This is a genomic window from Actinoplanes sp. HUAS TT8 (assembly GCF_051380535.1).
GTDB lineage: Bacteria > Actinomycetota > Actinomycetes > Mycobacteriales > Micromonosporaceae > Actinoplanes.
Window position 1 is genome coordinate 10048720 of the sequence record NZ_CP195646.1, and the last position, 20366, is coordinate 10069085.

Sequence of the window (20366 nt, forward strand, 5' to 3'; positions counted from 1 at the left end):
CGACACCTAGATGACCTGCTCGTCGCCGATCGACACGGTCGGCAGGTGACCGTCGAAGTCGACCGCGGAGTAAAGAGCCAGCTTCTCCAGCCGGTGGTACGAGTCGATGACCCGGATCGTCCCGCTCTTCGACCGCATCACGATCGACTGGGTGTGTGCGCCACCCGAGCGGTACCGCACCCCCTTGAGCAGGTCACCGGAGGTCACCCCGGTCGCCACGAAGAAACAGTTGTCGCCGGTGACCAGATCGTCGGTGGTCAGCACCCGGTCCAGGTCGTGCCCGCCGTCGATCGCCTTCTGCCGCTCCGAATCGTCCAGCGGCCACAACTTGGCCTGGATCATGCCGCCCAGACACTTGATCGCGCAGGCCGCCGTGATGCCCTCGGGCGTGCCACCGATCCCCATCAGCACGTCCACGTCGGACTCGGCGCGGGCCGCCGAGATCGCACCGGCGATGTCCCCGTCCGAGATGAACTTGATGTTCGCCCCGGCCCGGCGCACCTCCTCGACCAGCGCCGCGTGCCGCGGACGGTCCAGGATGCAGACGGTCACGTCGGAGATGTCGGTCCGCTTGGCCTTGGCGATCCGCCGCAGGTTCTCGGTCGCGCCGGCGTTGATGTCGATCACGTCGGCGCAGTCCGGCCCGACAGCGATCTTGTCCATGTAGAAGACCGCGCTCGGGTCGAACATCGCGCCCCGCTCGGCCACCGCGAGAACCGCCACGGCACCCGGCATGCCCTTGCTCATCAGCGTGGTGCCGTCGACCGGGTCGACCGCGACATCCACCTCCGGGCCGGTGCCGTCACCGACCTGCTCGCCGTTGAAGAGCATGGGGGCCTCATCCTTCTCCCCCTCGCCGATGACGACGACGCCCCGCATCTGGATCGAGTTGATGAGCTTGCGCATGGCGTCGACGGCCGCGCCGTCACCGCCGTTCTTGTCGCCGCGCCCGACCCATCGACCGGCGGCCATGGCGGCGGCCTCGGTCACACGGACCAGGTCGAGGGCGATGTTACGGTCGAGATCCTGGGGAATCCGTGCAGGCATGTCGGCCTCCTCGCGTCTTTGCGGGGCTGGTGGATCCTCCGATCCTGGCACCTCAGCCCGGCCAAGTCCCGGTTCAGCGACATGGTTAACAATGAGCACGTGGAACCCGCTGCTACCGAAACCCCGTCGACCGCATCCCCGGCCGCCGCGCCGGCCACGCCCGCGTCGGGTCAGCCGGCTCCCACCACCCCAGCCACGCCGGCCACCACCCCGCCCCCGCCGGCCCCCACCCCAGCCGCGCCGACCGCCGCGCCGGCCGCCGCCGAAGCCTCGGACCGGCCCGATCCGGCCGCGCCGGGTCCGTCCGGCGGGTCGGATGTGCTGGACGCGCTGGCCGTCCCGGTCGCCACCGGGGTGCCGGTCGAGGCCGCCGAGCCCGCGCCGCGCCTGACCAAGCGCGAGGGACGCTCCCCGCGCGACATGGCCCTGTCGCTCGTCGTGCTGATGGTGCCGATCGTGCTGCTGCTCGTGTTCTACCGGGTCGTGCTCGGCGGCGACGAACCCATGACGGTCGACCCGGCGTCCTCGATCCAGCTGGCGTCCCGCGAGTTCACCGTGCTCGCCCCGACCGGCCTGAACTCGGACTGGCGGGTCACCGCGGCCAACTTCAAACGCGAGAAGGACGGCGCCACCCTGCGCATCGGCTACGTCGACCCGGACGACAAGCCGGTCCAGGTGGTGGAGAGCACCGTCCCGGCCGACACGCTCGTCCCGGCCGAGGTGGGCCGGGAGGGCAAGCGCACCGGCGCCTACCGCACCGACACGCGCACCTGGCTGGTCTACAGCGGCCGCCCGGACGAGACCGCGCTGATCTTCACCGAGGCCAACCGCACCGTCCTGATCATCGGCAAGACCGACCGCTCAAACCTGGAAAAGGTCGCCGCCTCCCTGAAGTGACCCCAACACGGCGCAGCCTCCCCCGCACTGAACCCGCAATTCCGCAAAACGCCGCCGGTGATGAGGCAGCTGATTTTTCGACGCCCGCCGGTTTTTGCGGGTGGCGGAAAATCAACTGACTCATCACCGGTTACCAGGCGTTTTGCCGCGGAGCGAAGCGGAGCAATCAGGCCCGAGCTGCGCGGGCGGCGTCGATGCGTTCGCGGGCGCCGTCCAGCCACTTCTGGCAGATGTCGGCGAGCTTCTCACCCCGTTCCCACAGCGCGAGGGACTCCTCCAGACTCCCGCCGCCCTGCTCCAGCCGCCCGACGACGTCGGCCAGTTCGGTCCGTGCCTGCTCGTAGCTCAGACTCTCGTCGCTCATTCGCCCTCTCCCGAAGTAACCACTGCCGTCAACTCGCCCTCGGCCAGGCGCACCCGCACCGGATCGCCCGCACCCACCTCGCCGGCCGCCCGCAGCACGTGCCCGTCGCCGCGCTGGACGATCGCATAACCCCGCTGGAGGGTGGCCAGCGGCGACAGCGCCCGCAGCCGGGCCAGGGTGTGCCGCAGCTCGTCGTCGGCCCGCCGGACCCGATGTTCCAGGCTGCGCCCGGCCCGGTCGCGCAGCGCGGCCACCTCGGCCGCCCGCTGCTCGATCAGTGTTTCCGGCCGGGCCAGCACGGGCCGGGACCGCCACGCGTCGATCCGCTGCCGTTCCCGGTCGATCCGGGTGAGGATCGCGCGGTCCAGCCGGTGACGGGCCTCGGAGATCCGGTCGATCTCATCGGCCAGGTCGGGCACGATCCGCTTGGCCGCGTCGGTCGGCGTGGAGGCCCGGAAGTCGGCCACGTAGTCCAGCAGCGGGGTGTCCGGGTCGTGGCCGATCGCGCTGACCACGGGGGTGCGGGCCGCGAACACGGCCCGGCACAGCGCCTCGTCGGAGAAGGGCAGCAGATCCTCCACGCTGCCGCCGCCGCGGGCGATCACGATCACGTCGACCGTCTCGTCCTCGTCGAGCACCTTGAGCGCGCCGAGGATCTGGGGCACCGCGTTCGGCCCCTGGACGGCGACGTGGGCGACCCGGAACTCGGCGCCCGGCCAGCGCCGGCGCACATTCATCAGCACGTCCCGCTCGGCGGCCGTGTTCTGCCCCGTGATCAGGCCGATCCGGGTGGGCAGGAACGGCAGCGGGCGCTTGCGGCGACGGTCGAACAGGCCTTCGGCCTCCAGCAGTTTCTTCAACCGTTCGAGCCGGAGCAGCAGCTCACCGAGGCCGACCTGGCGGATCTCGTCGGCGCGCAGGCTGAGCGTGCCGCGGGCCGGATAGAACTCGGGCTTGGCGTGCAGCGTCACCCGGTCGCCCTCGGCCAGCTCGGGGGCGCCCGCCTCGAGCACGTCCTCGCTGGTGGTGACCGTGAGGCTCAGATTCGCGGCCGGGTCGCGCACGGTCATGAAGACCAGGCCGCGGGAGCCGGAGCGACGGTTGATCTGGGCGATCTGCCCGTCGACCCAGACCCAGCCGAGCTTGGTGATCCAGGCGCCGATCTTCTGGCTGACGACGCGGACCGGCCACGGATCGTCGGCGGTGCTCTTCGGCGGCGCGGTTCCCGTCGCCGGGGCGGCCTGGGCTTCGTTCACCCGGCCAGACTAGGTCAGCCCACCGACATTTTCGTCGGCGCGATGCTGCGCCACGTATGCGTGCGGCTCGGCGTGCCGGCCCACGTATCCGGTGAGGTCCACCGGCGTACGCCGCTCGGGCATCTGTTTCTCGACGGCTCGCACGACAACCATCGCAAGCAGTCCCGCACACAGCCAGAACACCAGGTCAGCGCCGAGATATCGCAGGTCGGCGTGCACCCCGTCGCCGAGCCCGAGCAGCGGAAACGGGAAGCCGCGGCGCTGCGGATGGTCGGCCAGGCAGCACCGGTCGGTGTCGACGAGCAGCCCGGCGCCGAGCCCGGCGACGGTGATCAGGCCGGCGGTCAGATACCCGGCGCGGCTCGGCCGGATCCGGTGCAGCCCGAGCAGAACCGCCCCTCCGAGGGTCACCGCCACGTGGAAGACCACGAAGACGATGCCGTCGGCGCCGGTCGCCAGGTCGAGCAGTCCGACACCGGACAGGAACCAGCCGGTCATCACCCGCAGCACGGTCGGGATCGAGGGCCAGCCGTCGTCCCGCTCGGCGTCCATGAACCCGAGTATCCCGCCGCTTACCGCCCGTACGGGGCGAAACGGATCAACGGCGGCGTGCGCGGTAGGCCCGCACGGCCAGGCCGGCGGCGACGACGAGCAGGAACCCCGCGGATGCCCAGATCATCACGTCGGTGACCAGGTAGACCGGGTCGGGAGCCCACCCGTCGGCGTACGCCAGCGCGCGCGCCGCCTCGGGTGTGTCGGCGCTGGCCCCGCGGGACAACCACGCGTACGGCCAGCCGCGGGCCTCGGACCAGCCGAACATGCAGCAGAGCTTCTCCGTACGTACCGAAAGGGTCCCGATCGTGCCCGCCGCCGCCCCGGCCACCGCGCCCACGGCGGACCATGCGGCCGAAGGCCGCAGCCGATACCAGAGGACCAGCGCGACCCCGGCCGCGAGCACCACCAGCCCGGACGGGGTGAAGATGGCCGCGAGCAGGCCGACCGCGCACGTGAGGGTGCCGGCCATCACCGCGTACGGATGATCGGCGAGCTTCGAGGTGGTCGTCACGCAGTGATCTCTATCATCCGGGCGCAAAGCTTGTGGCACTGATCGCACGAGGGCGGGCCGCGCGGTGGGGCACGTACCATGGCCGGGTGACTGAAGCTCGTAAGCGGGTGTTGCTCGCCAAGCCGCGTGGCTACTGCGCCGGCGTCGACCGCGCCGTGCAGACCGTCGAGGAGGCGCTGAAGCTGTACGGTGCCCCGGTCTACGTGCGCAAGCAGATCGTGCACAACAAGCACGTGGTCAGCACGCTGGAGGCCCGCGGCGCGATCTTCGTCGAGGAGAACTACGAGGTTCCCGAGGGGTCGACCGTCGTCTTCTCGGCCCACGGCGTCGCCCCCGAGGTCCACGACCAGGCCCGCGAGCGCAACCTCAAGGCCATCGACGCCACGTGCCCGCTGGTCACGAAGGTGCACCACGAGGCCAAGCGGTTCGCCGCCGAGGATTACGACATCCTGCTCATCGGTCACGAGGGGCACGAGGAGGTCATCGGCACCGCCGGTGAGGCTCCCGCGCACATCCAGCTGGTCGACGGCCCCGACGACGTGGCCAACGTGGTGGTCCGCGACCCGTCCAAGGTCGTCTGGCTGTCGCAGACCACGCTCTCGGTCGACGAGACCATGGAGACCGTGGCCCGGCTGAAGACGAAGCTGCCGCTGCTGCAGTCCCCGCCCAGCGACGACATCTGCTACGCCACCTCGAACCGGCAGCACGTGATCAAGGAGATCGCGCCGGAGTGCGACGTGGTGATCGTGGTCGGCTCGACCAACTCGTCGAACTCGGTGCGCCTGGTCGAGGTCGCCCTCGGCGCCGGCGCCCGCGCCGGTCACCTGGTCGACTTCGCCTCCGAGATCCAGGACGAATGGCTGGCCGGCGCGACCACGGTCGGCGTCTCGTCCGGCGCCAGCGTGCCCGACGAGCTGGTCATGGAGGTGCTCGCCCACCTGGCCGACCGCGGCTTCGGCGAGGTCACCGAGTTCACCACGGCCGAGGAGCGCCTCACGTTCTCCCTGCCGCAGGAGCTGCGCCGCGACATGAAAGCCGCCGCTGAGCTTGCTGGCTCCGCTTCGCTCCGCGGGCGATCGCCTGGTAACCGGTGAAGTGGCAGGCGGTTTTCCGCCACCCGCAAACCCCGCGGGCGTCGAAAAACCACTTGCCACTTCACCGGCGGCGATCGCCGGCGTGAGCTGCTAGCTGAGTTCCGGGGCCTGGGGCTGGCGCGGGGCGATCTCGACCTGAGGGGGCTGCGCCAGTTCCTCGTCCGAAACACCCAGATCGGCGAGCTTGCGGGCGCTGACCAGCACCCGCGACTCCAAAGAGCCAACCGCTTTGTTGTACGCGCTGACCGCCCCGTTCAGGGAAACCCCGAGCCGGCTCACGTGGTCACCGAGCGTCGCCAGCCGGCCGTAGAGTTCCCGGGCCAGGGCGTGCACCGCCACCGCGTTGCCGGTCAGCGTCTCCTGCCGCCACGAGAACGCGACGGTCCGCAGCATCGCGATCAGTGTCGCCGGGGTGGCGAGCACGACGTTGCGACGAAACGCATACTCCATCAGGAGCGGGTCGCGCTGCAGAGCGGCGTCCAGGAACGGGTCGGCCGGGACGAACAGCACCACGAAGTCGGGCGAGGACTCGAACGCCGTCCAATACTCCTTGGCCGACAGTGAGTCCACATGCGCCCGCAGGTGCCGGGCGTGCTGATCGAGATAGAGATCCCGGTCACGTTCGTCCCGCGCCTCCATGGCCGACAGATAGCCCTCCAGCGGCGCCTTCGCGTCGATCACCACGCTGCGCCCGCCGTGCAACCGCACCACCAGGTCGGGGCGCACCCCCTGATGATCGGTCTCGCCGCTCACCTGCTCGGCGAAGTCGCAGTGCTCCAGCAGGCCGGCCGCCTCCACGATCCGCCGCAGCTGATGCTCACCCCAACGCCCGCGCACCTGCGGCGACCGCAGCGCCGACACCAACTGCCGGGTCTCGCCGCGCAACTCGGTGGAGACCGCGCCCATGCTGCGAACCTGTTCACGCAGCTCGGCGTACGCATCCACCCGGTCCCGCTCCAGGTCGGCGACGCGCTGCTCATACCGCCGCAGCGTGTCCTGCAGCGGCGCGACGGCCCGGGCCACCGCCTCCTGAGACTGGGCGGTCGCCTCATAGGACAGCGCACGCATCGACTGCTCCAGCCGCTGCTCACCGTCGCGGGTCGCCGCCACCGTCGCCTCCAGCCGGGCGATGTCGGTGGCGGCCCGGGCCCGGGCGGCCAGCCAGCCGAGGGCGGCACCGGCCACGAGACAGACCAGGATCACGCCGAGCGTCGAGTACGTCACCATCGAAGATTGCCAGACCGGTACGACAAGACCGCCGAGGGTACTTTGGAAAACATGAACGGCGTGTTGCTCATCCTGGCGGTCGTCGCGGTCGTCGCCCTGATCGTCGTCGGCGTTCAACGCGGCGGCGGCAAACTCAAGCAGACCCAACTCGAGGACGCCCGAGCCGAGGCGCAGAGGTGGTATGAACGGCTCGGCGGCCAGGTGATGAACCTGCACGCCGACGAGCCGGCCGCCCGGCAGGCCCTGGCCGACGCCGGCGAGCGGTACAACGCCGCCGGCGGCCAGCTGCAGCAGGCGAATTCGGTCCGGCAGTTTGAGCTGGCCCGCGAGTCGGCCCTGGAGGGGCTGGCCTACGTGCGGGCCGCCCGCCTCGCCATGGGCATCGACCCCGGCCCCGACCTGCCGCCGCTCGCCGCCGCCCGCGGCAGCGGCCAGCTCACCCAGGAGCGCGAGGTCAGCGTGCAGGGCCACGCGTACAGGGCCGGCCCGCAGCCCGGCCCCGAAACCCCGTACTACTACCCCGGCGGCCGCGTCCAGGGCCGCCCGGTGCCGGCCGGGTGGTATTCGACACCCGTGTGGAAGACCGCGCTCGGCGCCGGCGCCGGCGTCCTCGGCGGCATGCTGATCTTCGACGCGCTGTTCTCCCCGGCCTTCGGTGACGTCGGCGGTTACGCCGACGGCTACCAGGACGGGTTCGACGCCGGTAACGACTTCGACGGCAACGGCATCGGCGACATGAGCGGCGGCGGTGGCGGGGACGGCGGCGGCTGGGGCGGTGGCGACTTCGGCGGCGGAGATTTCGGTGGCGGCGACTTCGGCGGCGGAGACTTCTGACCGCACCCACCCGGACGGCCCGGCACGTCAGAGCGTGACCACGCTCCCCGAGTGCCGGGCCTGCTCGGCCGCCCACACCACCCGGTGACTGTCGAGGCTGGCCGCCGCGCCCGACCCCAAGTACGACTCGTCCCTGGTCAGCACCGCGGACAGGAACGCCTCGACCACCCCGGCGTCCCCACCGCCGTGACCACCGGCCGCCGTGCCGTCACCGGCGGGCACCTCGATGACCCGCCGGCTGCCGTCCCGGAAGTCCGTGACCGTCATCGACCGGCCGTCGCCCTCCAGACTTCCGTGACTGCCGAAGATCCGCGTCCGGCGATAGCCGTCCGACGGCGTGAACGCGGTCATCGTCAACGACGCCGTCGCCCCGCCCGCGAACTCGAAGTTCACCACCTGGTGATCGACCACGTCGTTGTCACAGCGGTACACGCAACGCCCGTACGGCCCCTCCCGCAACGCCCGCAGCACCCCTGCCTCGGTCGCATCCGAGGTCACCGGCCCGAGCGGCCACCGTTCCCGGCTCGGATCACCGAGACAACCCAGATAAAGACGCTTCGCCGAGTACGGACACTGCGCCTCCACCGAACAGTCCACGCACCGATCCGCGGCCCCCGCCGGCTGCCGCTCCGGCCGGAAATGGGCGAGCCCGCCGAACGACGACACCCGGGCCACCCGGTCCCCGACCACGTGCATGATCCAGTCCACGTCGTGGCAGCTCTTGGTCAGCAGCATCGGCCCCGACCCGGCCTCGGAACGCCAGTTCCCCCGCACGAACGAGTGCGCCTGATGCCACCACCCGACCGGCTCCAGATGCTGCACGTTGATCACATCCCCGAGCGCACCGTCCCGGATCAGCTCGCGGATCATCGCCGTGTACGGCGTGTACCGCAGCACATGGCACACCCCGAAGATCCGCCCGCTGTCCACGGCCGCCGCCGCGATCCGGGTCGCCTCGTCCAGGGTCGGCGCCATCGGCTTCTCCAGCAGCACGTCATACCCGTGCCCGAGAAAAGCCACCGCCGGCTCCACGTGCAGTCGATCCTGCGTCGCCACGATCACCGCGTCGGCCGCGTGCGGACCGTCCAGCAGCCCCGTCCAGTCCCGGTGCACCCCGGCCGCGGGCAGCCCGAACTCGGCCACGAACCGTTCCCGCCGCTCGTCGTCGGGCTCCGCGACGGCGACCACCCGGGCCCGCCCGCTCGCGGCCACCACCCGCGCGTACGTCCCGCCCCGGCTCCCGGCCCCCACCACCGCGACCCGCACCGAATCCGTCATTCCGTACACCCCGTTCGTCTGAGTAACGGCAGGCACCGGCCCTCGATGGCAAAAGCCGCGATCCCCGGAGCGAAGCCCATGGTTCGGTCCACCATAGGAGGCATGCCGATCGCCCCGGAGCAGGTCGAGGCGCCGGCCGGGGACACCACGTTGTTCCGGTCGTCGCCGGCCCGGACATTCATCGCGGTGTTCACCGTGCTGATGCTGTCGTACCTGGCCGTCTCGCCGATCGTGGGCCGCCTGGCCCGCGACACCGGCGACCCCTGGTGGGTGACCACCCTGCAGGCGGTCGTCGTCGGCGGCGCGGTCGCCGCGTTCTACTCCCTGTCCGCGCGGGCCGCGCTCACCACCTGGGTACGCGTCTCCGCCGTCGGCCTCGAACTGGCCGCCCAGGGCAGCGACCCGATCCTGCTGGCCTGGGACGACGTCGCCGCCGTCACGGTGCGCCGCAGCGGCCTGCGCACCGTGCTCGAGGTGACCCCGGTCGACATGGACACCGTCCACCCCGTCCAGGGCTCCGGCGCCGGGTGGCCCGCACAGACCGTCACCGCGCGCGGCCCGGCCTTCGTGGCCGACCTCAGCCAGATCTGGCCCGGACCGCGCGCGCTGCGCCGCGAACTCACCCGCCGCCTGCACCCCTACCCGCGCCCGACCGCGTCCGCCCGGCCGCCGCAACCCTGGTAAGAGCCACTGCAGCCCTGGTGAGAGCCGCCGCAATTCCGGTTGAACAGCGCCGGCCCTCATCTCAGAACGCGCAGGCGATCACCAGTTCCGGGGTCCGATCGCGGAGCAGATCCAGCTTCGCGATGCGGCCGGCGGCCCGGACATCCGCGCCGATCAGCTCCAGCTGATCCAGCAGCGCGGCCGGCCCGAGCGCCTCGGCCAGCGGCACCTCGGCCCGCATCGACAACTTACGGTCCGACTTCGCCTTACGAACCTGCCGCAGCGCGTCACCGGCCAGGTCGAGCAGCGCCGGCACACTCTCCGGCGCGACCCGGGTCAGCTCATACCTCGTCGGCCAGGTCGACTGGTGCACCGATCCATACCGCCACCAGGACCAGACCTCCTCCGTCACGTACGGCAGGAACGGCGCGAACAACCGCAACTGCACCGACAACCCGGTGGCCAGCGCGGCCCGAGCCGAGTCCGCAGCCGGGCCCGACGAATACGCCCGATCCTTCACCAGCTCGATGTAGTCGTCACAGAACGTCCAGAAGAACGTCTCCGCCGCCTGCAACGCGTCGGTGTGCTGGAACCGGTCGAAACCCTCGGTCGCCGCCGTGACGACCTCGGCCAGCCGGCCCAGCATCGCCCGGTCCAGCGGCTCGGTCACCGGCTGCCGCAACGCGTCCGCCGCACCCAGCCCGAGCGCGAACTTCGACGCGTTGAGCAGCTTCGTCGCCAACCGCCGCCCGACCTTGAGCTGCCCCGGATCGAACATCGTGTCGACACCGGGCCGCCCGCTCGACGCCCAGTAGCGCACCGCGTCCACCCCGAACCGTTCCAGCGGCTCACGCGGCGTCTGCACGTTCCCCAGCGAACTCGACATCTTCTTGTGGTCCGGGTCGAGGATCCAGCCGGACAGGACCGCCGTGTGCCACGGCAGCACCCCATCACTCAGCTCGGCCCGCAACACCGACGCGAACAGCCACGTCCGGATGATCTCCTGGCCCTGCGGCCGCAGATCCATCGGGAAGACCCGGCCGGCCAGGTCACCGGCGACGATCCGCGGCGTCAGCGACGACGTGGCCCACGTGTCCATGACATCCGGATCAGCGGTGAACCCGCCCGGCCGGTCCCGCGCCGACTCGTCGAACCCGGGCGGACAGTCCGAGGTTGGGTCGACCGGCAGTGCCGAATCGTCCGGTATGAGAGGCTGAGTGTGGTCCGGCTCGCCAGCGTCGTCGAGCCGGTACCAGATCGGGAACGGCACGCCGAAAAACCGCTGCCGGCTGATCAGCCAATCCCCGGTCAGGCCCGAAACCCAATGCTCGAACCGGTGCCGCATGTGCTCCGGAACCCAGCGCAACTCCCGGCCCCGGGCCAGCAGCCGCTCACGCAACTCCGCATCCCGCCCGCCGTTCCGGATGAACCACTGCCGGCTCGTGACGATCTCCAGCGGCGACTCACCCCGCTCGAAGAACTTCACCGGATGCGTGACCGGCCGCGGCTCCCCGATCAACTCACCCGACCCGCGCAGCAACCCGACGATCTCCCGCCGGGCGGCCTTGACAGTCAGGCCGGCCAGCGGCTGATAGGTCTCCGGGGGAACACCGGCCGGCGCCTCCGGCAGCAGCCGCCCGTCCCGGCCCAGAACAACCCGGGTGTCCAGATCCAGATCACGCCACCACGTGACATCGGTCAGATCACCGAACGTGCAGACCATCGCGATGCCGGTGCCCTTGTCCGGCGCCGCCAGCGGATGCGCGAACACCGGAACCTCCACCCCGAACAGCGGCGACCGGACCGACGTCAACCCGGCGAACCGCACGTCACCGGGATGATGAACCAGCGCGACACACGCCGGCAGCAGCTCCGGCCGGGTCGTGTCGACATCGACCGGACCGGCCGGCCCGTGGAACCGCAACGTGTGGAACGCGCCGGGCCGATCCCGATCCTCCAGCTCGGCCTGGGCGACCGCGGTGCCGAAACCGACATCCCACAGCGTCGGAGCCTCGGCCGAATACGCCTCCCCACGCGCCAGATTCGCCAAGAACTCCCGCTGCGAAACCGCCCGCGCGTGATCACCGATCGTCGTATACGTCAACGACCAGTCGACCGACAACCCGAGCCGCCGCCAGACCGCCTCATACGCCTTCTCGTCCTCGGCGGTCAGCCGCCCGCACAACTCGACGAAATTGCGCCGGGAGACCGCGACCGGCGGCTTCGGCGGTTTCGCGGGCGGCTGCCAGGCCGGATCGAACGGCAACGACGGATCGCAGCGGACACCGAACACGTTCTGCACCCGGCGTTCCGTCGGCAGACCGTTGTCATCCCAGCCCATCGGATAGAAGACGGCCTTGCCGCGCATCCGCTGAAACCGGGCGACCGTGTCGGTGTGGGTGAACGAGAAGACGTGCCCGATGTGCAACTCGCCCGATACGGTCGGCGGAGGGGTGTCGATGGCGAACACGTCCGACCGCCCCTTCCGCCGGTCGAACGTGTACGTACCCTCCTCCTGCCAGCGCGGCGCCCACCGGTCCTCGAGCCCGTCCAGCGACGGACGCTCGGGGAGGCCGGGGCGGCCCGATCCCGTATCAGTCATGCGGCCACCCTAGGCGCGTCGCGACCGGCGCGGCCAGGCGTTTTCCGGGCCTGTGGACAACGCTCCGAAGAGGACCCACGGGCACGGAAGCACCCGCCGTACGCAAATCGCAATGGTGTTTTGATCTGGGGTTTCTCAGGCCGCCGACTCGTGATCCAACAGCCAGGACTTCACCGGAAGACCCCACCGGTAACCGCCCAGCGAACCGTCCGTCCGCAACACCCGATGACACGGCACGATCAGCGCCACTGCGTTGCGCGCACACGCCGCCGCTGCCGCCCGGATCGCCGCCGGACGCCCCGACAGCTCCGCATAGTGCGAATACGTCACCGGGTCGCCCGGCTTGAGATCACGCATCACGAGCCAGGCGTGCGCCATGAACTCGCCGCCCGTGTGCTGCTCCACGGCAATCCCGTCCAAAGCGGTCAGATCGCCGTCGAAATATGCCCGCACGGCGGCCTGAGCAGCACCGACGTCGTCGACCGGCTCCGTGTTCTCCCGCAACGACGGGTGGATCAGACGGATCAGACCAGGCACATCCGTGGTGAAACCGGACGCGCGAACCGCACCCGACTCCGCAACCACCAGGGTGAACGGGCCGGCCGGGGTCTCCATCGTCGAATAGCGCAACATGTTCGTCAGCTCCTTAGTTCGGGGGCACAGCGTGGCGGAAATCCGTGAACCGCGTTTGTCGCCTGTGGACAACGGATTTCGCCTGTGGACAACGCGTTCTGAGGGTGGCGGGCGAGATAGGTTCGGCCTTGCTCAAGCGGCCCGCCACAGCCGGATCAGCGCATACGAACGCCAGGGGCGCCAGCGTTCGGCATGCGCGGCGAGCGCCCTCGCCGAATCCGGGAGGCCGAGCGCGGCGGCGCCACGACGGGCGGCCAGATCAGTAGGGAGAAAGACGTCCGGGTCGCCGATCGCGCGCATCGCGACATAACCGGCGGTCCACGGGCCGACGCCGGGGAGTTCCAGCAGGCGGGCGGTGGTTTCGGCGCGGTCGGCGCCCGGCTCCAGGTCGAGCTTGCCGTCGGCTACGGCGGTGGCCAGGGCTCGGATGGTGGCTCGGCGGGCTGTGGGCATGCCGAACGCGGCGTCGGGAAGGTCGGCGATGACGGCGGCCGGCGGAAAGCCGATCAATTGGTGAGTGGAGGCGGGGGCGGGGGCGGGGCCCGAAGGGCCGACTTCAGCGGGACCGCCGACCTCAGCCGCCGCCCGCACGATCCGCCCCAAAGTAGTCCGAGCCCCGGAAACGCTCACCTGCTGCCCCACCACAGCTCGAACCGCCATCTCGAACCCGTCCACCGCCCGGGGCACCCTTACCCCCGGCTCCGCCGCGACAGCCCCGGCCAGCGCCGGATCCGCCCCCAACATCGCATCCACGGCATCCGGGTCCGCGTCGAGGTCGAACAGCCGCCGGCACCGGGCCACGGCGGGCGCGAGATCCCGCACGTCGTCCAGCCGCAACGTCGCGAAGACCCAGCGGTCGGCCGGCCGCAGCGCCACACTCCCGCTTCCATGCGGAAGGACCAGGCCTCTTCGGTACGTCGTTCCGTCCACTTCGTCCACGCCGGGCAACGTGCGTGCGCCCAGGAATTCGAGCAGTGACGCCGAGTGCAGCGGCGCCCGGTACGCGAGCCGCAGGTTGATCACGCCGGCTTCGCCCCGGGCCACGGGGCGTTTTTCTCGCAGCCGGCTGGGTGACTGCGCGTACACCTCCAGCATCGTGTCGTTGAACTGCCGCACGCTGCCGAAGCCGGCCGCGAACGCGATTTCCGCGAGCCCGAGGTCGGTCGTCTCGACGAGGATCCGTGCGGTCTGCGCGCGCTGTGCCCGGGCCAGGGCCAGGGGTCCCGCGCCGAGTTCCGTGGTCAGCATCCGGTTGAGGTGCCGTTCCGTGTATCCGAGTCGGGTGGCCAGTCCGGTGACGCCTTCCCGGTCGACGACGCCGTCGCCGATGAGGCGCATCGCGCGTCCGACGGTGTCGGCTCGCGCGTCCCATTCGGGGGATCCGGGTGCGGCGTCGGGCCGGCAGCGGCGGCAGGCGCGGAATCCGCCGCGCTGGGCGGCGGCCGCGCTCACGTAGAACGTGACGTTCTGGCGTTTCGGTGTGACGGCGGGGCAGGACGGCCGGCAGTAGATCCCGGTGGTGCGCACGGCCGTGTAGAAGCACCCGTCGAACCGCTGGTCACGGCTGTCGACCGCGCGGTAGCAACGTTCGAAGTCCAGCTCCATGACACCGAGTCTGCTCCGCGCACCCATCCATCGGCTGGCGGGTTTCGGACATGACCGTGCGTCTCGCTCAGAAGAGGGTGACCTGGCCGGGCAGCGGGTCGGTGTTGAGCTGCCACGGGCGCGGACCGCCATGATCGTCCCAGGTCGGCCACGTGCAGGCTCGGCCGAACGGTGTCAACTGCAGTTGACGCCGAGGGTCGGTGTCAACTACGGTTGACGCATGATGGCTTTGGTGAAGACGGACATCCGGTGGCGGGCCTTCGGTGACGGTGGCCCCAAGGTCGTGCTGCTGCACGGCGGCATGCAGAGCTCGGCGAACTTCACAAAACTGGCCCGTGAGCTGGCCGGCGACTTCACCGTGTACGTGCCGGACCGGCGCGGCCGCGGCTTCAGCGGGCCGGTCGGGCCCGGGCACGGGCTGCGGGCCGAGATCGCGGATCTGGCCGCGGTGCTCGACGAGACGGGCGCGCGCAACGTGTTCGGGCTCAGCTCCGGGGCGGTCGTCGCGCTGCGGGCGGCCCTCGACCTGCCGATCGAGCGCCTCGCGCTGTACGAGCCGCCGCTCAAGCACGGCGCTCACGATCCGGTCGCCTGGCTTCCGAGGTATGAGCGGGAGCTGTCCCAGGGGCGCACCGCCGCCGCGTTCACCACCGTCGTCAAGGGCACGGGCGGCGCTCGCTTCCTGCCGCGGGCCGTGATGCGGCCGCTCGCCGGGCTGGCCGTGCGCGGCTCCGAGATCGCGGAGCTGGTGCCGACGATGCGCCTGGACGCGGCCGTCGTCGAGGACGCGTCCGGGCCGCTCAGCACGTATGCGGGGGTGACCGCGGAGACGTTGCTGCTCGGTGGGGACCGCTCACCGACGTACCTCACATCGGTCTTGAATGGTCTTGAACCGGTGCTGCCGAAAGCGTCCCGGGTGACCCTGCCGGGCGTCGGTCATCTCGCCGCGGACAACAGCGGCAAGCCGGCCCTGGTCGCCGCGGAACTGCGGAAGTTCTTCAAATAGCGAACCCGTAGACTGGCGTTCCGTGAGCCTCACCATCGGAATCGTCGGCCTGCCCAACGTCGGCAAGAGCACCCTGTTCAACGCCCTGACCAAGAACGACGTGCTCGCCGCGAACTACCCGTTCGCGACGATCGAGCCCAACGTCGGCGTGGTCGGGCTGCCCGACGAGCGGCTGGGGAAGCTCGCCGAGCTGTTCGGCAGTGAGAAGATCCTGCCCGCGCCGGTGAGCTTCGTCGACATCGCCGGCCTGGTCCGCGGCGCGTCGAAGGGCCAGGGCCGGGGCAACGCGTTCCTCGCGAACATCCGCGACGCGTCCGCGATCTGCCAGGTGGTGCGCGCGTTCTCGGACCCGAACGTGCTGCACGTCGACGGCAAGGTGTCGCCCTCGGACGACATCGAGACGATCAACACCGAGCTCATCCTGGCCGACCTGCAGACGGTCGAGAAGGCGCTGCCCCGCCTGCAGAAGGAAGCGAAGCTCAAGAAGGAGAAGGCGGCCGCCGTGGCCGCCGCCGAGGCCGCGTTCAAGCTGCTCAACGACGGTGTGACGCTCTATCAGGGTGCGGCCGCGGCCGGCGTCGACCTGGATCTGCTGGGCGAGCTGCACCTGCTGACCACCAAGCCTTTCCTGTACGTGTTCAACGTCGATGAAGCCGAGCTGGGCAACGAGACGTTCCTGGACGAGCTGCGCGCCCTCGTCGCCCCGGCCGAAGCCGTGTTCATGGACGCGAAGATCGAGTCCGAGCTGATCGAGCTGGACGAGGAGGAGGCGCTGGAGCTGCTCCAGTCCACCGGCCAGTCCGAGCCCGGCCTGAACCGGCTGATCCGGGTCGGCTTCGAGACGCTGGGCCTGCAGACCTATCTGACCGCCGGCCCGAAGGAGGCCCGCGCCTGGACGGTTCCGGTCGGCGCGACCGCCCCCGAGGCGGCCGGCGTCATCCACTCGGACTTCCAGCGCGGCTTCATCAAGGCCGAGATCGTCAGCTACGACGACCTGATCGCGGCCGGCTCCATGTCCGCCGCGAAGGCGGCCGGCAAGGTCCGCATGGAGGGCAAGGACTACATCATGAAGGACGGCGACGTCGTCGAGTTCCGCTTCAACGTCTGATCGCCGATCACCTGGGGCCTGACTCTTCGGAGTCGGGCCCTGATCCTTTTGGGGGTAGTCAGATGCCGCCCATGGCACTTTTCCTACTCGTTTGACACACTCGGGTGATGGGTGACACGACCTACAGCATCGGGGAAGGGCCGGCGACGAGGGTGAGCTTGTCGCTGGCGGAGGGGACTGCCGAGGCGATCCGAGCCCGGGTGGGCAAACGGGAGTTCTCCGCGTTCATCGCCGAGGCGGTCGAGCGGGAGTTGCGTGGGCAGATCCTTGACGAATACCTGGCGGACCACGAAAAACGCAAAGGCCCGGTCTCCGACCACGCTCGTCGGCAGGCGCGGCAGGTCTTCGACGAGGTGTTCGCTGAGGAGGAGGGCGGATGGCCCGCCGCAGGCTGAGCCACGAGGGGACGCTGATCCTCGACTGCGAGGGCCTCTCGAAGCTGCTCGCCGACGATGAGCGGGTGGTGGCACTGGTGGCCGAGGCGCGTTCGCGCGGCATGGAAGCCGTGATCAGCGCGCTCACCATCATCGAGGCCGTCCACACCCGCACGAACAAGGCTCGCCTGACCTGGCTCCTGTCCGGGCTGCGGGTGATCCCGGTGGGCGACGAAGAGGCCCGGGCGGCGTCCAAGCTCCTGATGGACGCCGGTCTGCACGGGCACAAGTACGCGATCGACGCGGCGGTCGCCGAGGCCGCGCTGCGCCAGCATCGCCCGGTGGTCATGTTGACCTCTGACGTCGACGACCTGCATAAGCTCTGCGGCGATCGCGTCCGCCTCGTGGCGGTATGAGTCCCTGACGCGGCGCGCTGTCGCCTGACGGCGGAGCCCCGTCGAATTCCGCTCCGACGTCTGATTCCGGGCGATCGACGCGTACCGCGGCCGTCTGGTTGGATTCACGATCGTGGAATGGGTGTTCGAGGGCGAGATCGTCGAGTGGCGCGGGCCGGCGCCGTACTTCTTCGTGCCCATGCCGGAGTCGGACAGCGCCGAGCTCAAGGACGAGGCGCGATCACTGATCTACTGGGGTCAGATCCCGGTGCACGTCGTGATCGGGGAGACCCGGTTCCGGACGGCCCTCTACCCCAGGGCGGGCCGCTACATGGTCCCCCTCAAGGCGGCGATCCGGGCCGCCGACGGTCTGGAGGTAGGCGACGTCGTGACGGTGTCACTACGTCCGGCCTGGCCGGAGGAGGACGCTCGTCGGTGACCAGGCCCCCGGAAGGGGGCCTTTGTCATGAGGGCTGACGGGGAGTGCGACGGACGCCCGGCGGCCGGTGGCAGCGTTCGTCGGGTGGACGACGACGAACACAGCCGGGAGGTGGCCGATGTCTGACTGGGTGCTGGTGCCGTGCCTGGTGTCGCTCCGGGCCGAGTTCAACGCGGTGGCGCCGAAGCGGGACCGCAGCTCGGACGGGTCGATCGGGGACGCCAATCACACGTCGGCGTCGGATCACACGCCGGATGAGGACTCGGACATTCTGCGGGATCACGACGCGGATGCGAAGAACGAGGTGCACGCGCTCGACATCGACAGTTCGGGGCCGTGGCCGGGTGGTGCGGCCTGGTTCGACGCGGCGGTGAAGCGGATCGTCGACCGGCATCGCCGGGGCGAGGACAACCGGCTTCAGTACGTGATCTGGAACCGCCAGATCGCGAACCGGGAGATCGGGAACTGGCGGTGGCGGGCGTACACGTCGACCACGGATCCGCACACCGGGCACGCGCATTTCTCGTCCCGGTACACGACCGCGCAGGAGCAGGACACCCGCCCGTGGGGGCTGGAAGGGGATGACATGCCGCTGAACAGTGACGACAAGAGTTTCATCACCAGTGAGGTCCAGGCCGGTTCGATCGCCGCGCTGACGCTGGTGCTCTCCGAGGCGTACCGGGCGGCCAACGGCAAGGCGGCCGGTCCGTCGGCCGAGGATCGGCGGGCCCGCAACTGGCGGGACTACATCCGGGGCATCATGGGCGACTAGTGCGGGCCGCCACCCCCGGGTGATGATCTTCGGGGAAATGGGCACGGCCTGCCAGAATGGGGCGTGATCAACGTCGAGTCGGCCGTGGGCGAGCGGGTCGCTCGCGTCGTTTCCGAGGTTCTCGCGCCCGCGGTGCTCGTCGCGGCGCTGCTCGTCACCGTGGGCTGGCATGCCGGTGACGCGCCGGGGGTCTCGCGCTGGTGGGGTCTGCCGGGCGCGGTTTTCGCCGCGGTCATCCCGCTGGGGTACGTGTTGCACGGCGTGCGGACGGGCCGCCTGACCGACCATCACATCCCGGATCGCGCCGATCGCCGGTTGCCGCTGCTGTTCGGGGTCGCGTCGCTCAGTGCCGGGCTGATCGTGATGGTGCTGCTCGGCGCGCCCCGCGAGGTGTTGGCGCTGCTCGTCGCCGGCGGCAGCGGATTGGTGATCTTCGCGCTGGTCACGCACTGGTGGAAGATGTCGATCCACGCCGGGGTGGCGGCCGGTGCGCTGGCCACGATGACCGCGATCTACGGGCCGGTGGCGCTGCTCGGCGTGCCGCTGGTGGTGCTCGGCGGGTGGGCGCGGGTGCGGCTGACCGCGCACACTCCGGCGCAGGTCGTCGTCGGGGCCCTGGCCGGGGCGATCGTGGCCGGCACAATCTTCCCCGCGTTGCGTTGAGAAAACCGAAATCCCACAATCACACCGCGGACGTACGGTGTCAGCCATGACCTGGATGATCGAGGAGCGCCCCTGGGACGACCCGGACGGGGTTGCGCTCCGGAAGGCGCAGCGCGTCGAGCTGGACGCCCGTTACGGTTCCGACGACCACGAGCCCGGTGGCGCCCCGGCCGCGTCCGAGATCGACGTCTTCCTGGTCGCCACGCGCGACGGCGAGGCGCTCGGCTGCGGCGCGTTGCGGCAGCTCGACGACGAGAGTGCCGAGGTCAAGCGGATGTATGTAGCCCCGGCGAGCCGTGGTTCCGGTGTCGCCACCGCGATCCTGCGCGCCCTGGAGGCGGCCGCGGCCGGGCGCGGCTGGGCGACGGTGCGGCTGGAGACCGGGACCGAGCAGCCCGAGGCGATCCGCTTCTACCAGCGCGAGGGTTACCGGGAGATCCCGTTGTACGGCAAGTATGTGGGCTCGCCGATCTCGAAGTGTTTCGAGCGCCGGGTCGGCTAGTCGGTGGCCATGGCCGAGAACGCGGCGGCCAGTTCTTTGAGGTCGAGCTCGCCCAGGTGGTCGAAGATGTGGCGCCGCACGCTGGCCAGGTGGGTCGGCCACGCCTCGCGCAGGCGTTCCAGGCCGTGTTCGGTGAGCACCGCGTTGGCGCCGCGAGCGTCCTCCTCGCAGCGGATCCGTTTGAGGTAGCCGAGCGATTCCAGTTTCGCCGCGAGCCGGGTCATCCCGCTCAGTGACATGTCGCAGGCGGCCGCGAGTTCGCTCATCCGCATCCGGTGGCCGGGTGTCTCGGACAGGTGCCGCAGCACCGAGTACTCACTGGCGGACATGCGCTGCTCGCGTGTCAGGTCCGCGTCCAGCGCGCGCGGCACGACGAGCAGGAACCGGCCGAGGGCGCGCATCACCGCCTCCTCCTCCGGGGTCAGAGGGACGGGGGGTCCGGATGCTGGCATGTCTGTGATCGTACGGCGGCCTCGCATCCGGCCCGTGCAGGCCGAACGGCGATATTTCCCCTCGTGGAGCGAACGCGTCAGGCGAGTTG

23 protein-coding genes are annotated in these 20366 nt (G+C 70.5%); 12 read left to right on the plus strand and 11 right to left on the minus strand.

The features are described 5' to 3' along the window. Positions 1-6 precede the first annotated feature (6 nt). Positions 7-1047, minus strand: a complete 1041-nt coding sequence (glpX, locus tag ACSHV8_RS44865) for a class II fructose-bisphosphatase (protein ID WP_436526395.1) — start codon at positions 1045-1047, stop codon at positions 7-9. Positions 1048-1146: 99 nt separating this feature from the next. Here glpX and ACSHV8_RS44870 point away from each other — a divergent pair, with 99 nt between their 5' ends. Continuing rightward, positions 1147-1944 carry a DUF4245 domain-containing protein gene (locus ACSHV8_RS44870; RefSeq protein WP_436526397.1) on the plus strand — a complete coding sequence of 266 codons (798 nt, stop codon included), beginning with the start codon at positions 1147-1149 and terminating at the stop codon, positions 1942-1944. A 166-nt stretch (positions 1945-2110) separates the two neighbouring features. On the opposite strand, the gene ACSHV8_RS44875 is transcribed toward ACSHV8_RS44870, so the two are convergent. From ACSHV8_RS44875 to ACSHV8_RS44890, 4 genes are read right to left on the minus strand one after another with little or no spacing between them, the layout of a single operon-like run. Next, the gene (locus tag ACSHV8_RS44875; RefSeq protein WP_436526399.1) at positions 2111-2308 is read right to left on the minus strand and encodes an exodeoxyribonuclease VII small subunit; all 198 of its coding nucleotides are present in this window, start codon (positions 2306-2308) and stop codon (positions 2111-2113) included. Then, positions 2305-3564 carry an exodeoxyribonuclease VII large subunit gene (gene xseA / locus ACSHV8_RS44880; protein ID WP_436526401.1) on the minus strand — a complete coding sequence of 420 codons (1260 nt, stop codon included), beginning with the start codon at positions 3562-3564 and terminating at the stop codon, positions 2305-2307. Before xseA ends, ACSHV8_RS44875 begins: the two co-directional genes overlap by 4 nt. 9 nt (positions 3565-3573) lie before the next feature. After that, complete coding sequence (locus ACSHV8_RS44885) at positions 3574-4116, minus strand: hypothetical protein (protein ID WP_436526403.1); 543 nt, start codon at positions 4114-4116, stop codon at positions 3574-3576. Positions 4117-4162: 46 nt separating this feature from the next. Then, a complete protein-coding gene (locus ACSHV8_RS44890; RefSeq protein WP_436526405.1) occupies positions 4163-4630 on the minus strand; it encodes a hypothetical protein in 468 nt (155 codons plus the stop codon). A 41-nt stretch (positions 4631-4671) separates the two neighbouring features. Here ACSHV8_RS44890 and ACSHV8_RS44895 point away from each other — a divergent pair, with 41 nt between their 5' ends. Next, a complete protein-coding gene (locus ACSHV8_RS44895; protein ID WP_436537241.1) occupies positions 4672-5724 on the plus strand; it encodes a 4-hydroxy-3-methylbut-2-enyl diphosphate reductase in 1053 nt (350 codons plus the stop codon). A gap of 90 nt (positions 5725-5814) precedes the next feature. Here the strand turns inward: ACSHV8_RS44895 and ACSHV8_RS44900 are convergent, their stop codons facing one another. Then, positions 5815-6951 (minus strand): DNA recombination protein RmuC, encoded by a 1137-nt coding sequence (locus ACSHV8_RS44900; RefSeq protein WP_436526407.1) that lies wholly within the window; start codon positions 6949-6951, stop codon positions 5815-5817. Positions 6952-7002: 51 nt separating this feature from the next. Between ACSHV8_RS44900 and ACSHV8_RS44905 the strand changes: the two genes are divergently transcribed. Further along, the gene (locus ACSHV8_RS44905; RefSeq protein WP_436526409.1) at positions 7003-7785 is read left to right on the plus strand and encodes a hypothetical protein; all 783 of its coding nucleotides are present in this window, start codon (positions 7003-7005) and stop codon (positions 7783-7785) included. Between the two features lie 27 nt (positions 7786-7812). On the opposite strand, the gene ACSHV8_RS44910 is transcribed toward ACSHV8_RS44905, so the two are convergent. Continuing rightward, positions 7813-9063 (minus strand): Gfo/Idh/MocA family protein, encoded by a 1251-nt coding sequence (locus ACSHV8_RS44910; RefSeq protein WP_436526411.1) that lies wholly within the window; start codon positions 9061-9063, stop codon positions 7813-7815. Positions 9064-9165: 102 nt separating this feature from the next. Between ACSHV8_RS44910 and ACSHV8_RS44915 the strand changes: the two genes are divergently transcribed. Further along, positions 9166-9747: a hypothetical protein gene (locus tag ACSHV8_RS44915; RefSeq protein ID WP_436526413.1), complete on the plus strand. Its 582-nt coding sequence runs from the start codon at positions 9166-9168 to the stop codon at positions 9745-9747. A gap of 61 nt (positions 9748-9808) precedes the next feature. On the opposite strand, the gene valS is transcribed toward ACSHV8_RS44915, so the two are convergent. From valS to ACSHV8_RS44930, 3 genes are all read right to left on the minus strand, one after another. Next, entirely contained in the window at positions 9809-12328 is a 2520-nt protein-coding gene (gene valS / locus ACSHV8_RS44920; RefSeq protein ID WP_436526415.1) for a valine--tRNA ligase, read from the minus strand. Positions 12329-12463: 135 nt separating this feature from the next. Then, positions 12464-12961 carry a methylated-DNA--[protein]-cysteine S-methyltransferase gene (locus ACSHV8_RS44925; RefSeq protein ID WP_436537243.1) on the minus strand — a complete coding sequence of 166 codons (498 nt, stop codon included), beginning with the start codon at positions 12959-12961 and terminating at the stop codon, positions 12464-12466. Positions 12962-13093: 132 nt separating this feature from the next. Further along, a complete protein-coding gene (locus ACSHV8_RS44930; protein ID WP_436526417.1) occupies positions 13094-14566 on the minus strand; it encodes an AlkA N-terminal domain-containing protein in 1473 nt (490 codons plus the stop codon). A gap of 220 nt (positions 14567-14786) precedes the next feature. Here ACSHV8_RS44930 and ACSHV8_RS44935 point away from each other — a divergent pair, with 220 nt between their 5' ends. The 8 genes from ACSHV8_RS44935 to ACSHV8_RS44970 all read left to right on the plus strand — a co-directional run bounded on the left by ACSHV8_RS44935 (position 14787) and on the right by ACSHV8_RS44970 (position 19825). After that, the gene (locus ACSHV8_RS44935; RefSeq protein ID WP_436526419.1) at positions 14787-15572 is read left to right on the plus strand and encodes an alpha/beta fold hydrolase; all 786 of its coding nucleotides are present in this window, start codon (positions 14787-14789) and stop codon (positions 15570-15572) included. Between the two features lie 22 nt (positions 15573-15594). After that, positions 15595-16680 carry a redox-regulated ATPase YchF gene (gene ychF / locus ACSHV8_RS44940; protein ID WP_436526421.1) on the plus strand — a complete coding sequence of 362 codons (1086 nt, stop codon included), beginning with the start codon at positions 15595-15597 and terminating at the stop codon, positions 16678-16680. A gap of 107 nt (positions 16681-16787) precedes the next feature. Further along, on the plus strand, positions 16788-17075 hold the full coding sequence (locus tag ACSHV8_RS44945) for a hypothetical protein (RefSeq protein ID WP_436526423.1): 288 nt from the start codon (positions 16788-16790) through the stop codon (positions 17073-17075). Continuing rightward, positions 17057-17470, plus strand: a complete 414-nt coding sequence (locus tag ACSHV8_RS44950) for a hypothetical protein (RefSeq protein WP_436526425.1) — start codon at positions 17057-17059, stop codon at positions 17468-17470. Before ACSHV8_RS44945 ends, ACSHV8_RS44950 begins: the two co-directional genes overlap by 19 nt. A 112-nt stretch (positions 17471-17582) precedes the next feature. Further along, the gene (locus ACSHV8_RS44955) at positions 17583-17888 is read left to right on the plus strand and encodes a DUF1905 domain-containing protein (RefSeq protein ID WP_436526427.1); all 306 of its coding nucleotides are present in this window, start codon (positions 17583-17585) and stop codon (positions 17886-17888) included. A 118-nt stretch (positions 17889-18006) separates the two neighbouring features. Then, positions 18007-18660, plus strand: coding sequence for a hypothetical protein (locus tag ACSHV8_RS44960; RefSeq protein WP_436526429.1), 654 nt, complete (start codon positions 18007-18009; stop codon positions 18658-18660). A gap of 63 nt (positions 18661-18723) precedes the next feature. Then, a complete protein-coding gene (locus tag ACSHV8_RS44965; RefSeq protein WP_436526431.1) occupies positions 18724-19323 on the plus strand; it encodes a phosphoesterase PA-phosphatase in 600 nt (199 codons plus the stop codon). Positions 19324-19369: 46 nt separating this feature from the next. Beyond that, the gene (locus ACSHV8_RS44970; protein ID WP_436526433.1) at positions 19370-19825 is read left to right on the plus strand and encodes a GNAT family N-acetyltransferase; all 456 of its coding nucleotides are present in this window, start codon (positions 19370-19372) and stop codon (positions 19823-19825) included. Here the strand turns inward: ACSHV8_RS44970 and ACSHV8_RS44975 are convergent. Continuing rightward, the gene (locus ACSHV8_RS44975) at positions 19822-20277 is read right to left on the minus strand and encodes a MarR family winged helix-turn-helix transcriptional regulator (protein WP_436526435.1); all 456 of its coding nucleotides are present in this window, start codon (positions 20275-20277) and stop codon (positions 19822-19824) included. The genes ACSHV8_RS44970 and ACSHV8_RS44975 overlap by 4 nt on opposite strands. Positions 20278-20366: the final 89 nt, after the last annotated feature.